Raw genomic sequence first — 16,471 nt, 5'->3', positions numbered from 1 at the left:
TCTAAAAACATTTTATTAAAAGCCGTAACAAGGGGGCAGTATGGCTATCATAATATCGCTATATAGCCAAGGTCTCATAAAGCTATAAGTTATTGTGAGGGGCCCGCACCTTAAGGGCCCCGTTAAATAAATCAAAAAACAAATGTCTGAAACAATTATTCAACTCTGGTGGGTGTTCCTGCTGGTTGGCGCTCTGGTGCTTTACAAATTTGTATTGCGCGTTTTATGTGGTATGATCATCGTTCCTGATGACCGTATCGGTTTGGTTGTTAAAAAGTTTACCCTTTATGGGAATAAGCGGCTGCCCGATGGCCGTATCATCGCTATTAACGGCGAAGCCGGTATGCAGGCAAAACCGCTTGCCCCGGGGTTGTACTGGCGCATGTGGCCGTGGCAATATGTAATTACCATGGAGCAATTCACCATTATCCCGCAGGATAAACTGGGCCTGGTAAAGGCTAAGGACGGCGCGCCAATGGATATTGGCCGTGTACTGGGCAAACCTGTAGATTGCGATAAGTTCCAGGACTCGCAAGCCTTCCTGGAAAACAACGGGCAAAAAGGCCCGCAAGCGGCATTTTTAACACCGGGTAGTTATCGCATCAACACTTTTTTGTTCGAAATAATTATGGTGCCTACTACCAGCATCCACGAAAATAAGGTGGGCATAGTAACCACTTTAGATGGCGAGCCTTTAGAAAAAGGCGAAATAGCCGGCGGTTCTGTCGCTGGCCACCGTAATTACCAGGATCCAATGGCCTTTATAAAGGCAGGCGGTAAAAAAGGTTTGCAGGAGGACGTTATACTGGCGGGTACGTATTATTTAAACCCCTGGTTCGCTATCGTAGAACAGGTAGAGATGGTGCATATCCACATCGGTTTTGTGGGCGTAGTAAACTCCTTTGTAGGCCCCGAAGGTAAGGACACTAGCGGCGTGGGCTTTACACATGGCAACATCGTAAAAAAATACCAAAAAGGTGTTTGGGACGAGCCGCTCGACCCAGGCAAGCACCCGGTAAATATCTACACACATACGGTAGAGATTGTACCTACCACCAACATTGTGCTTAACTGGGCAAACAGCCGTACCGAAAGCCACGAACTGGATAAGAACCTGTGTACAATCAGCGTACGCTCGTCCGACGGTTTTACCTTCAATTTGGATGTTTCGCAGATCATTCACATTCCGCGAAACGAAGCGCCGAAAGTGATAGCCCGTTTTGGTAACACTAAAAACCTGGTATCGCAGGTGCTGGAGCCTACTATTGCCAACTACTTCCGTAACTCGGCTCAAAAAAGTGGCGTTATCGAGTTCTTGACTAACAGGTCGCAGCGGCAGGAAGACGCACGCGCGCAGATCACGAAGGTGCTGAACGAATATAACGTAGAAGGTGTGGATACACTTATAGGCGACATTGTGCCGCCCGAAGCCCTGATGAAAACCTTAACCGACCGTAAAATAGCCGAACAAGAGCGTGTTACTTACGAGATACAAAAAAGCGCACAGATAGAGCGTAAGGAATTTGAAAGCGCCAAAGCCGGTGCCGATATGCAGCCCGAAGTGGTAAAATCAACCCGGCAGGTAGAAATAAACACCCAAATGGCGGCTTCGAAAGTGGCCGCAGCAAGGGGTGATGCGGAATCGAGGGTGATCAATGCTAAGGCGGATGCTGAAAATAAGACCATTATAGCCAAAGCCGATGCCGAAGCTAAAACCATTAACGCTAAAGCAGATGCCAATGCTACCGAGGTAAACGGTAGTGCAGATGCCGGTAAAATAAAGGCCATAGGTTTAGCCGAAGCCGAGGTTACCAAACAAAAAACCGAGGCCATGGGTACCGAGCAATATGCCATAGTGCGTGTAGCCGAGGCACTTGCATCCAACGGCATTAAACTGGTTCCCGAAATTTTGGTGAACGGCCAAAACGGCGGTGGCGGCAATGGCATGATAGACGCTCTGATAGGCTCGGAAATGCTCAAAAAATTGCAGCGGGAGGGCGAAGCAAAAGCGCAGGAACCTCAGGCTTAACCTGCCTGGATAAGCTGAAAACCCCGGAAAAAACTTGAAAAAATTCAAGTTTTTTCCGGGGTTTTTGGTGAATTATATAGAAAGTATCTCTACTATTTTTAAAAAGTCGGGGTTGATTTCAACATTGTGTTTGCAGGCGTGCTCAAACGGGGTGTACGATATTTCGTTGTGAATGATACCGATCATTTCGTTACGGCGCCCCCCAAGTAAAGCTTCAACCGCGGCCACCCCTACCCGGCTGGCAAGCACCCTGTCCTGGCATGACGGGCGACCGCCGCGCTGGATATGGCCCAGGATAGATACCCGGGTATCGTAATGCGGGAAACGCTCTTTTACATGGCGGCCAATTTCAAAAGCGCCGCCGGCATCGTCGCCTTCGGCTACTATTACAATTTTTGACAGCTTATCCTTGCGGCCATGCTCTAAACGATCGCAAAGAGAGTTTATGTTGGTTTTGCTTTCGGGTATCACAATGGCTTCGGCGCCCGATGCTATACCGGTACGCAATGCTATCAGCCCGCTATCGCGCCCCATAACTTCTACAATGAACACCCTGTCGTGCGATTCCGCCGTGTCGCGGATCTTATCCACCGCGTCTATCACGGTATTGATGGCGGTATCGTAACCAATTGTAAAATCGGTGCCTAAAAGGTCGTTATCAATGGTACCCGGCAGGCCAACCACGGGTATGTCAAATTCGTTACCAAAAATACGGGCGCCGGTAAAGGTACCGTCGCCGCCAATGGCCACAAGCGCGTCAACATTATGTGTTTTTAATTGCTGGTATGCCAGCTTACGGCCTTCGGGTGTTTTAAACTGTTCGCTGCGGGCAGTTTTTAAGATGGTGCCCCCGCGCTGAATAATATTAGCAACAGATTTTCGGTCCATGGCAAAAAGCTCACCATTGATCATCCCCTCGTATCCCCTGCGGATACCGGTTACCTCTAAGCCGTAGTACGTTGCCGAACGAACCACCGCGCGGATTGCGGCGTTCATGCCGGGCGCATCGCCGCCCGAAGTAAAAAGTCCTATATTTTTGATCTGCGTCATTATTAAAAGGGCGCTGTCGCTTTGTATGGTGTAAACAGAAACGACTTACAAACATGCGGCTTGTAGCTACACCGTTTTTGTAAGTCGCCGCGAATTTACGTTAATTTTTTTTTACCTGCTTATTTTTTGTACGCTGCAATACCGCTATCCAAAAACTTAAGGTAATTTTCAACATTATAGTCGGCACCGGTAGGCGGTACCAGTTGGTTGCCATTGCTATCAAGGATAACATAAAATGGCTGCGAGTTGGAGTTAAAGGTAAACGCCTGCAGCTCGCTCCATTTCTGGCCTATTTGCGTAATTTTTTTGCCGGTGTATTTTGAAGTGTACTGCTCAGCTGACGGCAGTTTTGCTTTATCGTCAACAACCAGCTGCAGCATTACAAAATCGTTTTTAAGTTTGTTAAACACCCGCGGGTCCGACCATACATCGGCCTCCATTTTACGGCAATTAACGCAAACAAAACCTGTAAAATCTATAAAAACCGGTTTATGCAGTTCTTTTGATGCCTGCAATGCCTGCTCGTAATCGTACCAGGCATCCAGGCCCCTGGTTTTAATCCGATCGTAGTTTTCGGCATATTTCTTTGTCTTGATGGAGGTTACAGGTGCAGCCGAAGTTGCCGTTGTGCTTTCCCCGCCAGGTATAGGCGAAAGGTTAAAATCCTGGGTAGCCTCGGGCGGTAAAAACGCGCTTATAGATTTTAACGGTGCGCCCCACAACCCCGGAACCATGTAAATGGTGAAAGCGAATACGATGATAGCAAAAAATATACGCGGGATGGACAGGTGCGGGAGGGCGCTGTCGTGCGAAAACCTGATCTTCCCGATGAGATACAGGCCAAGCAATAACCCGATCGCGATCCATAAGGAAAGAAAGATCTCCCTGTCGAATAAATTCCAGTGGTAGGCCAGGTCAACGTTCGAAAGGAACTTGAGGGCAAAAGCCAACTCCAGAAAACCCAGAACAACCTTTACACTGTTCAACCAACCACCTGATTTTGGCAGGCTCTTTAATGCCGAAGGGAATAAAGCGAACACCGTGAACGGTATCGCCAATGCCAGCGAAAACCCAAACATGCCAATGGCAGGGGCTAACCTGTCGCCTTTGGCAGCAGCATCAACCAATAATGTGCCGATGATTGGCCCGGTGCATGAAAACGACACTACTACTAAGGTAGCCGCCATAAAAAATATACCAGCCAAACCGCCCTTGTCGGCGTTCTGATCTAATTTATTCCCGAGCGAGCTTGGCAGCGTTATTTCGAAAGCGCCTAAAAAGGAGATCCCGAATATTATGAGCAATAAAAAGAAGAAGATGTTAAAGATGCCATTCGAGGCCAGTTCGTTCAACGCGCTCGACCCGAAAATTATTGATATAAGCAATCCGAGCGATACGTATATCACAATTATTGACAGCCCGTAAATAACCGATTGGAATATCCCCTTACTTCTTGAGCCGCTCTTTTTTGTAAAAAAACTTACGGTTAGTGGCAGCAATGGGTAAATACAGGGCATTAATACCGCTGTAAAACCCCCTATAAGCCCCGCAATAAAAATCCCCCATAAAGTTTTTGGTTCCTCTTTGGGTTTTATTACTGTTTTGCTTTGATCGGCCTGCGCTTTTTTTACCGAATCGGCTTTGGCAATGGAATCAGCCTTTTTTTTGTTGGCGATCAGCTGGTCTGTTGGCGTAGCAATGTCAGTAAACTCAACATCATTTGTCGAAACTGTGTCTTGCGCCTTAAGCTGCTGAGGCCGTGATACCACTAAAACCAATACGGTTATCAACAATAAACGCAGGATTGGGCCTGCGGCCAATTTAATTCCCTTCATGCTTACTTGGCTAACGGCACAGAAAATTCAACCTCATCAGGCGGAAGGCACTTAGAGTCGTTACAGGTCATAAACTCCAGCTTGCCCTTAACAGTGGTGGCTTTAGCCGCCTTAAGTTTTATTTTTTGCTGAAATATAACAGAGTTCTCAAAGAACCCTACATTCATGCCAAATACTTTTTCGTAACGGGTTATAGGTTTTGGCTCAATAGGTTTACCTACCAGGGCGTAGTCTTTTGAAGGGGCGAAGGTAAAGCTGGTTTTTACCGGCCCGCCTTCTTTAACGTTTTGCGAATAAATATGCCAGCCTTCGTCCATCGTGGCCTTTATTAAAACAACGGCTTCGGTAGCGCTGGTTTTTTTGGCCGCGTATGACCACCTTACGTGCGATTCGATCTGCGCCTTGGCGCCAAAAGTTATCATCAATGCAACTACTGCTAAAAATACTTTCTTCATTTTACCGGTTTAAAAATTCTATTTCCTTTAAATTATATGTTTGCCCGCCTGTTTCTTTTTCAATCACCAGCAAGCCATTATCCTTTACGTTTTTGATAATGCCTTCAAAAACCTGCCCGTTCGACTTAAACTCGCGCCGTTCGTTTAACCAATATAGTCGGCTTAAATATAAATTCCTTACAAATTCAAACCGCCCGGCCTTCAGGTGAAGGTAATAGGCCTCAATATTGCTGCAAATTTCTGCTAATATATTTTTTAATTCATAATCCTTCTGTAATATCTTCTTTATAGAAGTAGCATTACCTGTGCCTGCGGCAAAATTTTCCTGGTTTACATTAAGGCCAATACCTATAACCGAGTGCTTTATCTGGGTGCCTTGTAATATGTTCTCTATCAGCATGCCGCCTATTTTTTTATCGCCGTAATAAATATCGTTTGGCCATTTTATCTTAAGGTTGTCACGCAGCAGGGGGTATAAAGCGTCATATACACCCATACTAACGGCGCGGGTAAGGTCAAATTGCTGTTGTGCCGATAAAAAGGTGGGGTTTAAAAGAATGCTGAAAGTTAAATTCTTACCCGGCTCTGCATGCCAGGTGTTTTCGCGCTGGCCGCGCCCCGCATACTGGTGTTCTGCCATAATGACTGTTCCATCGGGTACTGGCTTGGAATTTGACAGTATATTCTTGAGGAATGTATTTGTTGAGTCAACTTCTTTTAGTGTCACTAAATTTTGTCCAACAAATAATCCTGAAAATATGTTATTTTGCAACGTATAATATTATTAAACCCAAAATCGTTCAAAACTAAATCTTTTTAATGGTAAAAAGTAAAGTGATAAATGAATCCGCCTATATTTCTGAACTTGCTATACACGGCATGCAGGAAAAAAAGGGGAATGATCTTGTAAGGCTCGATCTTCGTAATGTAAACAGTTCGGTAGCAGATTACTTTGTTATTTGCCATGCCGATTCGGCCACACAGGTAAAAGCAATTGCAAATAGTGTTGAGGAAGAAATTTATAAGGCTTTACAGCAAGACCCCTGGCGCAAAGAGGGGCTTGAATATGGCGAATGGATACTGCTGGATTATATAGATGTTGTGATACACATCTTCAGGACCGACAAACGCGAATTTTACGGTGTTGAAGACCTATGGGGTGATGCTGAAATTAAAAGCTACAAAAGCGCTTAAACAAAGCTCAAAAAAGAAAAACCAGATCCCCTTTTTAAATTATTATTGATAAGCTGAGCTTGTAAAAACATGGAAATTAAAGATAAGAAGTCAGATTCCCAAAAACCTTTACGCAAGGTTCCGAATAAAAAAATCACCCCAAAGCCACCCAAGTTTAACCTGATGTGGCTTTACGCCATTGCCATTATTGGTATATTGGTTGTGCCTACGCTAATGAGCGGAAGCATTGGCAAGCAGATAGATTTTCAGCGCTTTAGCAACCAGATGCTGCGCGCCCACGACGTTGAAAAAATTGTTGCCTATAAAAACGGCGACCTGGTAACCGCCGAGGTTTATATAAAAAAAGACAGCCTTGTTAAACCTCAATACGCCGATGCCAATAAGGGTCAGCGCGGGTTTGGCACGGCGGCCAACGAACCGCAGTACAACTTTACCGATGCATCGTACGAGAGCCTGAAACAATCGGTTGCGGCTGTACAGAAGGACTTTCCGGATGCGCAAAAGATCCCTATCGAATATCAGCAGGGTAAAGAGAACCTGTTGAGCAACTGGCTGGTACAATGTGTAATAATGGCTATACTGCTTGTTGGCGTATGGTTGTTTATTATGCGCCGTATGGGCGGTGGTGCAGGTGGCGGCGCGGGGGGCCAGATATTCAATATTGGCAAATCAAAAGCCACCTTGTTTGATAAAGAGGCACAGGTATCGGTAACATTTAACGATGTGGCCGGCCTTGAAGAGGCCAAGCAAGAGGTTATGGAGATTGTAGATTTCCTTAAAAACCCTAAAAAATACACCAACCTGGGTGGTAAAATACCAAAAGGTGCTTTGCTGGTCGGCTCGCCGGGTACAGGTAAAACGTTATTGGCCAAAGCCGTTGCAGGCGAGGCCCAGGTACCTTTCTTCTCGCTGTCGGGGTCCGACTTTGTGGAGATGTTTGTGGGTGTGGGTGCATCGCGTGTGCGCGACCTGTTCCGCCAGGCAAAGGATAAAGCACCGTGCATCATATTCATTGATGAGATCGATGCCATAGGCCGTGCCCGTGGTAAAAACAATATAGTTGGCGGTAACGACGAGCGCGAGAACACGCTTAACCAGTTGCTGGTTGAGATGGATGGCTTTGGTACCGATAGCGGTATCATCATCCTGGCAGCTACTAACCGCCCTGATGTACTGGACAGCGCCTTGATGCGCCCGGGACGTTTTGACAGACAGGTATCTATTGATAAACCTGACCTGATTGGCCGCGAGCAAATATTTAAAGTACACTTAAAACCTATTAAGGTTGCCGAGGGTGTTGACGCTAAAAAACTATCGGCACAAACACCGGGCTTTGCCGGTGCCGAAATTGCCAACGTATGTAACGAGGCCGCTTTAATAGCCGCCCGTAAAAACAAAGAGGCTGTTGACATGCAGGATTTTCAGGATGCTATTGACCGTGTTATTGGCGGCCTGGAAAAGAAGAACAAGATCATATCGCCCGAAGAAAAACGCATTGTGGCTTACCACGAGGCAGGCCACGCAATTGCAGGCTGGTTCCTGGAGCATGCCGACCCGTTGGTGAAGGTATCTATAGTACCGCGTGGGGTAGCTGCACTGGGTTACGCGCAGTACCTGCCTAAAGAGCAGTTTCTGTACACTACCGAGCAGTTGCTTGATGGCATGAGCATGACCATGGGCGGCCGCGTTGCCGAGGACATCACCTTTGGTAAAATATCTACCGGCGCGCAAAACGACCTGGAACGGATTACCAAACTGGCCTACGCCATGGTTACCATTTACGGTATGAACGAGAAGGTGGGCAATGTATCGTTCAACGATACCCAGGGCGAGTACCAGTTTAACAAACCATATTCAGAAAAAACATCTGAACTGATAGATAACGAAGTACGTACGCTGATAAATGATGTTTACCTGAGTACCAAACGTTTGCTTACCGAAAAGCGCGACGGCCTTGAAAAACTGGCGAACAAGCTGATAGAAAAGGAAATACTGTTTCAGTCGGACCTGGAAGAGATATTGGGCAAACGCCCGTTTGATAACCGTACCACTTATGATGAATTTGTGAACGGGCCCGAATCAAACCAGGACCCTGTTGCACAAAACCTGGTTCATGAAGGGGTTGGTGACCATTCAGGCACCTTTGACAGAAACCCGGAAGAAACGGATACAACTAAAGAATAATTATTACGTAGGAAGTAAAAGGTCGTAAGTCTGAAGAGGCTTGCGACTTTTTACTTTATACTTATTACTTTTGACTTAACATGAGGGATATTACCACATCTAAAGAAAAGCTGCTGAAAAAAGTGCGCAAGGCGCTTTTAGAAAAACGTGATAACCCCTACCCGAACCTGGAAGAACTACCCATGTATCCGCCGAACGAGGAGATGCTGGAGGTGCTCTTTGCTGAAGAATTTACTGCTATAAGCGGCCAGTTTGTGTATTGCGAGGACGAGGTACAATTCATAGAAAATTTATTGGAGCTTGCCGAAGAGCGCAAGTGGCACAAAATATACTGCTGGGAACCCGCGCTTCAGCAGGTGCTTAGCACCTACGAATATCCTTTTTTTGAAACCGACAAGGATTTTGAACAGGCTGAAGTTGGCTTTACTCTTTGCGAGGCATTAATAGCCCGTAATGGCACCATATTGCTGTCAAACGCCAACGCTGCGGGCAGGCGTTTGAGTATTTACCCACCGGTGCATATTGTACTGGCTTATACCTCTCAGCTGGTGCTCGATCTGAAGGACGGGTTTAAACTGCTCAAAGAAAAGTACGGCCCCCGTATACCATCCATGATTACCCACGTTACCGGCCCAAGCCGCACCGCCGATATCGAAAAAACATTGGTGCTTGGCGCCCACGGCCCTAAAGAGCTGTTTGTGTTTTTGTTGGATGGGTAATAAACTCGGTAGCAGTTTGAACTTATTGAGGACCTGTACGCCTTGATAATGGTTCGACAGGCTCACCATGACATGCGGGGTTATCCTCCTGCCTTTAACTCCTCCAACTTGCATTCTTCCAACACAACCCGCTGGCTTATCTTTTTGTGGCTCGTCCATTTAATAAGCCTGATGAAGCCATCGGCTATCTCTATCCCGGTGATATCGCCGTCGTTAAAGCAGCAGCAGCCGGTATTGAAATAGGTATCAAGGTAGCCGTTAAAATCGGGCGGGGTGTTGCCCTGCAGGTGCAGGCCGGTGATCTTTCGTTCGAGTTCAATAATTTTAGCTGTGTCATTCGTCTGCTTAGCGCTATCAAGGCGAATGTAGAGATTTTCCAGTTCGGTTAATGACCTGAAAACCGGCTGATGGGTATGCCCTGTAATCAGCAGCATGTTATTGCGCTGGCTGCTCCATTCGTACATGATACGGTTATGGTCGGTTTTTAATTGGTTGTTAAAGGCGGGGGTATTGGGGTTTATCCGCATAAACCCCTGCAAAGGCCCCCAAACATCTGATACAAACCATTTGCTAAACCAGTTGCCGTCGCTTTGCAGATCGCCCTGGTGCCCATGGGTCATAAATATTTCTAATGGCTTATTGTTAACCGTGGTTTGCAGCAACGCGCCTTCATAAACTCGTATAGCCCGGCCATATATCTGCATCAGGCTTACGGGTGCCAAAGGGTCGTTACCCCAGTACAGGTCGTGGTTGCCAAAGATCTTTACAAAGCGGTCGTCCTCAATAAATAGCTTTTCCTTTTCAAAGGTTGCTTTATTGTGGCGCTTAACGGTCACAAACAAATTCTCCCACAGTTCTTCGCTATCGCCCAGGTTTATATAAATAAAATTTTCGGCAAAGTAATGGTCAAGCGCTGCCTGGTAATTCCCGGCAGATCTGGCGAACATGTCGGCGCCATCCCTTGCCCCTTTATGCTGGTCAGACAGGAGAATGAACTTATCCGTTGATACATCAAACGGTATTACCAGCCCTTTTTTGCCGGGGTTAGCAATGATGTTTTTATAAAGGGCGCTAAGCGCTTTGTTTACCCTTGTTTTATTGGGCCTTGACGAGAACCTGTTGGCCAGGTATGATACCGGTTTATAAAGTAAGCGTTGAAAAAAACGGCGCATGTTATGGTAAACATGCGCCGTTGCAAATTGTGTGATAAGGTTTAATCTCAATACTTACCCGAACCGGTAACGGTAACGGTTTCGTTGGTAGTAAGGTCTACCATGTTTACTGAAAACTTGTAGGAGTTTGAACCGGTTTTGGTTACCGTACCGCCTGTTGATGAATATATGGTGCCGCTGTTAACAGTACATATAGCATACAATTGTGATGAAAATGGCACGTCTGAGTCGATCTCGACAACATTGCTTGTGCCACTGCTGCCGGTTGGTATATTGTAAACGATGAACGAAGCGCCGGTGCTTGAAGCGATAATGGCATCTAAATTTCCCGATACGCCGCTTGTTGCGGGGATAGCCTGGCATGGGCCGCTATATTCGGTGCCTTTAACGCTGAACTTACCGCTGGCGTTGGCGATGTCGCCGGTGCCGCCATCGTCTTTTTTACAGCTGCCTAAAAACGCCACCACCAATACAAGCAGCAGGCTTTTAATAAAAATGTTTCTTTTGAAGAGTTTCATGGTTTGATTTATTTAGTTAATATGATTATTTATTAGAAAGTGAACAGGTAACTGAGGTTTATAAAAGAAGTTGAGCCACCGTCTGCCTTTATGTAGTTGTAACCAACCCCCAGGTGCGATTTTTCGCCAACGTTTAGGCCTACTTTGGCCGCTAACAGTAAATTGGTGTTGCTTGCAGAGTTGTCGTCATCGTCAGATACGCGCATGCTGTAAAGCCCCACTTGCGGCTCAACAAAAAACATATCGCCGAGCTTAGCCAGGTAGCCGATCTTTACAGGGATGCCCGAGTATTTAAAGTCTGCGTCTTCTTTTGGCAAAAAGTAATTGTAACCAACAGTAGCGGTTACTGCGCCTGCGTCGCTTAAATGATAAAGGCCTTTTAAGTTGAGGCCGGCACCCGCTGATACAAAAGTTTTGAAATCGCCGATCGGCAGGATAGCCTCGGGTTCTAAACCAATTGAGAAGGTTGAGGCAGAACCATCGGCAGCGGTAACGTTTTTAAATGCTGCTGCCGGTTCAAATAATTTTGAGGCAGCAAGCGGCCCTTTAGCGGCGGTTTGTATAACCGGCGAGTTTGCAGCCACTGCAACATCACCGGCGCCCGTAAGGTTGTTTTGCGCGCTTGCGCTGATGCCCATACATACAAGGGGGATAAACAAGAGTTTTGAAAAGTTAAGGTTTTTCATGTTATTAATTAGTGTTGCCTACTCTGTTCCGTTTTCGGCTTTACCGGCCACAATCAATGCAATTGCTTGAATACAAATCTCCGTTCGGATCCATCGCGCGTCAACGCGCATAACACCCAACCTGCACTGTGTTTATGCTGTGTAAATACCGTGAAAACACGGGGCAGCCGGCACCCGGGCCGAAATAACTTAGCACTCAACAAATCACCCTTAAATTATTAATCATGACAGCGATGAAAAAACTATTACTTATTGCACTATTGTTGGTTGGCAGCTCGGTAGCTTTTACCGGGTGCAGTAAAAAAACCGACGACGGCGGCGACCAGCCCTCTTCGGTATCAAAGAATAAGCTTGTTGGCAAATGGTTGTATGTGAAATTTGTTGAAGGCGGCGATACCGAAACCTTTAACGACGGCGAGTACTTCGAATTTAAAGCAGATGGTACCGCCTACGATAGTGTAGATGACGATTATGCACAGTGGAGCGTATCCGGAAATAAGATAACATTTATTGTAGATGGCGAGCCCAATATTGCCACGGTTGAAAAATTGACCGGCAGCGAACTGGTAATGTCAAGTAATGATGACGGAGAAATCTCTACAGCCTATTTTAAAAAATAATCGATTCTGATGTAAAAACACATTGATAGAATGTACCTTAGGGAAACCATTAATCTTAAACAATTTAAACAATGAAAAAACTATTACTATTTGCCGTAGTTGGCCTGTCCTTCTGCGCGTGCACCTCAAAGACAACCCCCGAAGACACAAACAAGGCAGATTCTGTAGCTGCAGACTCCTTAGTTGCGGAAAGTAAGAAGATGGAAAATATTCCTATCGACACTGCTGTAAAAATGGTATCCAGCTACGATCCGGGTATGGTGACCTCTCCAAGCCGGAGGACACAAAAAGAAAATACGCGTACCGTTTACTTCGATTTGGCTGCGTTAAAAAAACTTATCACCAATATTGAAACAGAAAAAGGGCAGGGCCTTAGAATTTATTTTGCAAAATACGGCCCCGGCCACGTGGTTCTCGCTAACAACGGCGATACGTTAGATTACTCTAACAGCAACACCGTTGTGCTTGTTTCTACCAAGGATACCGTCATTACTGATCCGGACCCTAAGAACCGCGGAAGAAAAATAACCATACATAAAGATTATTACAGCAATAACAAAAGTGTCTCGAATATCGGTTACTTTTTAGGTAAGTTCACTGATCCGCAAAACAAGGGCGAGTTATGCCCGCCGCCATCTCCATGCTGTACCTATGGCGCTACCTTGTTTTGCACTCCTCCGCCAACAGGCAATTAATTATAGCAATATGTCCTTGTCAGCTAATAACATTATAGAACTTTTATGCATGCTATTTGCTATAATGTTTCTTATTAATGATAAAAACAAGGTCTGGAAATTCCAGATCTTGTTTTTAGTGGCAGTATGCGTAATTGAATTAACCGGGCGATATTACCGGATAGTTATTGAAAAGGATAATAGCTGGGTATATAACTTTTACTTATTAGCAGAGATAGGGTTCGTAAGCACCTTCTTTTATTTTTTATTCGATGATTACCGTTCGGCCCGGTTGTATATTATTTGTGCGGTGATAGTATTTATCGTAGTGTATATTATCGAATTGTATTTGCACGGTATAACTAATTTTAATGTAAACAGTGATACATTGCTGTCGGTGCACTTTTGTATTTGCAGCTTATTATACTATTACCAGCTGTTAAAAAGTGATAAATACGAAAAGCTTTCAAAGCTGCCCTCGTTTTGGTGGGTGAATGGGTCATTATTCTTTTACTTTGGCAGTGTTGCCTGTGACCTGTTCTTTTATCAGCTATTTTCCATACCGAAAAATTTACGGTCTGATATATATGTTATATTAAACCTGCTTTTATATGGCAGCTGGACATACGCTTTTTTATGCAGATATCTACAAAGGAAACAATTGAACTTGTCGTTACAGCAACGTTGATATTTTTATTAGCGCCGGCTTTTGTGTTAGTATACGTAAACCTATATAACCAACGCAAAAAAAAGCACATCGAAGAAAAAGCGCTGCTCGAATCACGTTTTCAGCAGGAGCTATTAAAAACGCAGGTGGAAATGCAGGAGCAAACGCTTAATTACATCAGCCGCGAGATACATGATAACGTTACCCAGGTGCTATCGTTTGTAAAGCTTAACCTGGCCATGCCCGCAAAAGCTACACACGAGCAGGTAAGTGTAAAGATAGACGAAAGCCGTAACCTGATAGCCCAGGTAATAAACGATCTGCGCGACCTGTCAAAAAGCCTTAGCTATGATCATATTGTGCAGCTGGGCCTGGTAAAAACAATAGAGATAGAGGCCGGCCGCATCAATAAAAGCGGCATTATTAAAATTGAACTGGCTATTGGCGGTAACGCGCAAGGCCTTGGCGAGCAGCGCGAGCTGGTATTGTTCCGCATTTTTCAGGAAGCATTAAATAACGCCCTTAAACACTCGGGCGCAAAACAGTTAAAGATCAGTTTGGATTATTTTGACCATTTGTTTAACTTAACCATTCAGGACAACGGCGTGGGGTTTTTAGCCGCAGAGCTGCCAAACGGCGGCTCGGGGCTTAAAAACATTGTGAACAGGGCTGCCTTAATTGGTGCCGCTGCTGTTATTGACAGCGCACCAGGCAAGGGTTGTTGTATTAAAATTAGCATTGACCCCCTTACACAACAAACACATGCCAACGGAGACTACCATAGCGCTGGTTGATGATCACCGCCTTTTCAGGAGCGGGATAGTATCGTTAATTAATAGCTTTACCGGTTATAAAATACTTTTTGAAGCCGGTAACGGCGAAGAGCTGACGCGTAAAATATCACCAAAGTTTAAGCCCGATATTATTTTGCTGGATATTAATATGCCCGTTATGGATGGCATTAGCACGACGCAATGGCTGCGGGATACTTTTCCGGACATATGTGTGATCATTTTATCGATGTTTGAGGATGCCGAAAAGGTGCTGGCCATGGTGAAAATGGGGGTTAAAGGATACCTGCTTAAAGATGCCGAACCCCACGAGTTTGAGCAGGCCCTTAAAAAAGTATCGCAGGGCGAAATTTATTACCCCGACTTTGTGACCCGCCACCTGGTACAAACCTTTAATAAACAAACCGAACAGGTAAAGCTTAACAGCCGGGAAATTGAATTTTTAAAGCTTGCCAGTACCGAGCTCACCTACAAAGAAATTGCCGACCAGATGTGCATCAGCGCCCGTACGGTTGACGGTTACCGTGACCAGCTCTTTGAAAAACTACAAATTAAAAGCCGCGTTGGCCTGGTACTTTACGCCATAAAAAACAACATGATAGAATTGTAATTTGCTAAATTTATTAGCAAATTTGCTTTCATGTCGCATGAAGATAATCCTGAGTTTTTTAAGGGGCGCGGGGCGCAGGTAAACACCCATAACAAGTTTTTAAAAAACAAGTATGTGCTGGAACATATTGAGGGGCTTGATGAACAATTGCTTGAGAATACCCATACCCAGCTTTTTGAAGAGAACCCCAAAAAGATAGTAAGCGCATCAAACAGCCCCGACCTAAGTAACATGTACTCCATTAACCCTTACCAGGGATGCGAGCATGGCTGCATATATTGCTACGCCCGCAACAGCCACGAGTATTATGGTTTTAGCGCCGGGCTTGATTTTGAAAGGAAGATCATTGTAAAGCGAAACGCGCCCGAACTGCTGGAAAAATACCTGAACAAAAAGGGTTATGAGCCGGTGTGCATCATGTTATCAGGAAACACGGATTGCTATCAGCCCATCGAGCGGAAACTTAAAATTACCCGCGCGATGTTGGAGATTTTTTTACGATACCGCAACCCGGTGAGTATCATAACCAAAAACAATGTAATACTGCGGGACATAGACCTGCTAAGCGAGCTGGCCCGCATGAACCTGGCCCATGTAAACGTATCTATCACAACGTTAAATGAATCGCTACGCCAAAAACTGGAGCCGCGCACCGTAACAGGGATGAGCAGGCTGGCGGTTATTCAAAAGCTGACCGAAAAGGGCATCCCCTGCAGGGTGATGGTAGCCCCAATTATCCCGGGGCTAAACAGCAACGAGATACCGGATATTATTAAAGCGGCTGCCGATAGGGGTGCGGTATCGGCCGGGTTTACCATTGTGCGCCTTAACGGCTCGATTGCCGAGATATTTACCGACTGGGTGTACAAGGCGTTCCCTGACCGTGCCGAGAAGGTATTGAATATGATCAAGGCCTGCCACGACGGCCGGTTGAACGACAGCGATTTTGGCCGCCGTATGAGCGGCGAGGGGCACGTTGCGCAATCGATACATCAACTATACCGTATGGCGTGCGTTCGCTTTATGGCGGGCCGCGAAATGCCGCCTTACGACTATTCGTTGTTCACCCCAAAGGGCGGGAAACAAACCAGTATGTTTTAGTGTGGGATTTAATTCCACCGTCATTGCGAGGCACGAAGCAATCTTCGATAGAAAAACAGCGATTTGCGTGTCGAAGATTGCCACGCTATAGCTCGCAATAAACGGTTGGAGAGCTGGCCTACCCGTCATTGCGAGGTACGAAGCAATCTTCGATAGAAAAGGCTGG

The 16,471-nt window shown here is 45.7% G+C and carries 17 protein-coding genes; 10 read left to right on the top strand and 7 right to left on the bottom strand.

Features of this window, described 5'->3' with window-relative positions; translation table 11 throughout:
• Positions 1-142: 142 nt before the first annotated feature.
• Positions 143-2,029 (top strand): SPFH domain-containing protein, encoded by a 1,887-nt coding sequence (locus GWR56_RS05245; RefSeq protein ID WP_162430098.1) that lies wholly within the window; start codon positions 143-145, stop codon positions 2,027-2,029.
• 72 nt (positions 2,030-2,101) lie between these two features.
• Here GWR56_RS05245 and pfkA read toward each other — a convergent pair whose 3' ends face one another.
• The 4 genes from pfkA to GWR56_RS05225 form a co-directional block, all read right to left on the bottom strand.
• A complete protein-coding gene (gene pfkA / locus GWR56_RS05240) occupies positions 2,102-3,079 on the bottom strand; it encodes a 6-phosphofructokinase (protein WP_162430097.1) in 978 nt (325 codons plus the stop codon).
• A gap of 119 nt (positions 3,080-3,198) precedes the next feature.
• On the bottom strand, positions 3,199-4,914 hold the full coding sequence (locus GWR56_RS05235; RefSeq protein WP_162430096.1) for a protein-disulfide reductase DsbD: 1,716 nt from the start codon (positions 4,912-4,914) through the stop codon (positions 3,199-3,201).
• Positions 4,915-4,916: 2 nt separating this feature from the next.
• Entirely contained in the window at positions 4,917-5,369 is a 453-nt protein-coding gene (locus tag GWR56_RS05230; RefSeq protein WP_162430095.1) for a protein-disulfide reductase DsbD N-terminal domain-containing protein, read from the bottom strand.
• Position 5,370: 1 nt separating this feature from the next.
• Positions 5,371-6,096 (bottom strand): biotin--[acetyl-CoA-carboxylase] ligase, encoded by a 726-nt coding sequence (locus tag GWR56_RS05225; RefSeq protein ID WP_238395312.1) that lies wholly within the window; start codon positions 6,094-6,096, stop codon positions 5,371-5,373.
• Positions 6,097-6,188: 92 nt separating this feature from the next.
• Between GWR56_RS05225 and rsfS the strand changes: the two genes are divergently transcribed.
• The 3 genes from rsfS (at position 6,189) to GWR56_RS05210 (ending at position 9,466) form a co-directional block, all read left to right on the top strand.
• Positions 6,189-6,563 carry a ribosome silencing factor gene (gene rsfS / locus GWR56_RS05220; RefSeq protein WP_162430093.1) on the top strand — a complete coding sequence of 125 codons (375 nt, stop codon included), beginning with the start codon at positions 6,189-6,191 and terminating at the stop codon, positions 6,561-6,563.
• 75 nt (positions 6,564-6,638) lie between these two features.
• Positions 6,639-8,747: an ATP-dependent zinc metalloprotease FtsH gene (ftsH, locus tag GWR56_RS05215; RefSeq protein WP_370463826.1), complete on the top strand. Its 2,109-nt coding sequence runs from the start codon at positions 6,639-6,641 to the stop codon at positions 8,745-8,747.
• An 80-nt stretch (positions 8,748-8,827) separates the two neighbouring features.
• Positions 8,828-9,466 carry a lactate utilization protein gene (locus tag GWR56_RS05210; protein WP_162430091.1) on the top strand — a complete coding sequence of 213 codons (639 nt, stop codon included), beginning with the start codon at positions 8,828-8,830 and terminating at the stop codon, positions 9,464-9,466.
• Between the two features lie 80 nt (positions 9,467-9,546).
• Here GWR56_RS05210 and GWR56_RS05205 read toward each other — a convergent pair whose 3' ends face one another.
• Genes GWR56_RS05205 through GWR56_RS05195 form a run of 3 tightly spaced genes read right to left on the bottom strand, consistent with a single transcriptional unit; the run spans position 9,547 to position 11,842 of the window.
• On the bottom strand, positions 9,547-10,689 hold the full coding sequence (locus GWR56_RS05205; RefSeq protein ID WP_238395311.1) for a metallophosphoesterase: 1,143 nt from the start codon (positions 10,687-10,689) through the stop codon (positions 9,547-9,549).
• The gene (locus tag GWR56_RS05200) at positions 10,686-11,156 is read right to left on the bottom strand and encodes a hypothetical protein (protein ID WP_162430090.1); all 471 of its coding nucleotides are present in this window, start codon (positions 11,154-11,156) and stop codon (positions 10,686-10,688) included. The genes GWR56_RS05205 and GWR56_RS05200 overlap by 4 nt, the downstream gene beginning before the upstream one ends.
• A 32-nt stretch (positions 11,157-11,188) precedes the next feature.
• Positions 11,189-11,842 (bottom strand): porin family protein, encoded by a 654-nt coding sequence (locus tag GWR56_RS05195; RefSeq protein ID WP_162430089.1) that lies wholly within the window; start codon positions 11,840-11,842, stop codon positions 11,189-11,191.
• A 233-nt stretch (positions 11,843-12,075) separates the two neighbouring features.
• On the opposite strand from GWR56_RS05195, the gene GWR56_RS05190 reads away from it, so the two are divergent.
• The 6 genes from GWR56_RS05190 to GWR56_RS05165 all read left to right on the top strand — a co-directional run bounded on the left by GWR56_RS05190 (position 12,076) and on the right by GWR56_RS05165 (position 16,305).
• Entirely contained in the window at positions 12,076-12,462 is a 387-nt protein-coding gene (locus tag GWR56_RS05190) for a lipocalin family protein (protein WP_162430088.1), read from the top strand.
• Between the two features lie 71 nt (positions 12,463-12,533).
• Positions 12,534-13,157: a hypothetical protein gene (locus GWR56_RS05185; RefSeq protein ID WP_162430087.1), complete on the top strand. Its 624-nt coding sequence runs from the start codon at positions 12,534-12,536 to the stop codon at positions 13,155-13,157.
• A 64-nt stretch (positions 13,158-13,221) separates the two neighbouring features.
• Positions 13,222-13,824, top strand: coding sequence for a hypothetical protein (locus tag GWR56_RS05180; protein WP_162430086.1), 603 nt, complete (start codon positions 13,222-13,224; stop codon positions 13,822-13,824).
• Positions 13,773-14,597: a sensor histidine kinase gene (locus GWR56_RS05175; RefSeq protein WP_162430085.1), complete on the top strand. Its 825-nt coding sequence runs from the start codon at positions 13,773-13,775 to the stop codon at positions 14,595-14,597. Before GWR56_RS05180 ends, GWR56_RS05175 begins: the two co-directional genes overlap by 52 nt.
• Positions 14,566-15,204: a response regulator transcription factor gene (locus tag GWR56_RS05170; RefSeq protein ID WP_162430084.1), complete on the top strand. Its 639-nt coding sequence runs from the start codon at positions 14,566-14,568 to the stop codon at positions 15,202-15,204. Before GWR56_RS05175 ends, GWR56_RS05170 begins: the two co-directional genes overlap by 32 nt.
• Positions 15,205-15,234: 30 nt before the next feature.
• Positions 15,235-16,305 (top strand): PA0069 family radical SAM protein, encoded by a 1,071-nt coding sequence (locus GWR56_RS05165; RefSeq protein WP_162430083.1) that lies wholly within the window; start codon positions 15,235-15,237, stop codon positions 16,303-16,305.
• Positions 16,306-16,471: the final 166 nt, after the last annotated feature.

Origin of the sequence: Mucilaginibacter sp. 14171R-50, from assembly GCF_010093045.1 — a bacterium.
GTDB lineage: Bacteria > Bacteroidota > Bacteroidia > Sphingobacteriales > Sphingobacteriaceae > Mucilaginibacter.
The sequence above is the reverse complement of the archived record's forward strand: the minus strand, read 5'-3'. Positions and strand labels throughout refer to the sequence as shown.

Coding starts and splice junctions, on each gene's coding strand:
- GWR56_RS05245 (WP_162430098.1), top strand. CDS start 143: ATGTCTGAAACAATTATTCAACTCTGGTGGGTGTTCCTGCTGGTTGGC.
- pfkA (WP_162430097.1), bottom strand. CDS start 3,079: ATGACGCAGATCAAAAATATAGGACTTTTTACTTCGGGCGGCGATGCG.
- GWR56_RS05235 (WP_162430096.1), bottom strand. CDS start 4,914: ATGAAGGGAATTAAATTGGCCGCAGGCCCAATCCTGCGTTTATTGTTG.
- GWR56_RS05230 (WP_162430095.1), bottom strand. CDS start 5,369: ATGAAGAAAGTATTTTTAGCAGTAGTTGCATTGATGATAACTTTTGGC.
- rsfS (WP_162430093.1), top strand. CDS start 6,189: ATGGTAAAAAGTAAAGTGATAAATGAATCCGCCTATATTTCTGAACTT.
- GWR56_RS05210 (WP_162430091.1), top strand. CDS start 8,828: ATGAGGGATATTACCACATCTAAAGAAAAGCTGCTGAAAAAAGTGCGC.
- GWR56_RS05200 (WP_162430090.1), bottom strand. CDS start 11,156: ATGAAACTCTTCAAAAGAAACATTTTTATTAAAAGCCTGCTGCTTGTA.
- GWR56_RS05195 (WP_162430089.1), bottom strand. CDS start 11,842: ATGAAAAACCTTAACTTTTCAAAACTCTTGTTTATCCCCCTTGTATGT.
- GWR56_RS05190 (WP_162430088.1), top strand. CDS start 12,076: ATGAAAAAACTATTACTTATTGCACTATTGTTGGTTGGCAGCTCGGTA.
- GWR56_RS05185 (WP_162430087.1), top strand. CDS start 12,534: ATGAAAAAACTATTACTATTTGCCGTAGTTGGCCTGTCCTTCTGCGCG.
- GWR56_RS05180 (WP_162430086.1), top strand. CDS start 13,222: ATGTTTCTTATTAATGATAAAAACAAGGTCTGGAAATTCCAGATCTTG.
- GWR56_RS05175 (WP_162430085.1), top strand. CDS start 13,773: ATGCAGATATCTACAAAGGAAACAATTGAACTTGTCGTTACAGCAACG.
- GWR56_RS05170 (WP_162430084.1), top strand. CDS start 14,566: ATGCCAACGGAGACTACCATAGCGCTGGTTGATGATCACCGCCTTTTC.
- GWR56_RS05165 (WP_162430083.1), top strand. CDS start 15,235: ATGTCGCATGAAGATAATCCTGAGTTTTTTAAGGGGCGCGGGGCGCAG.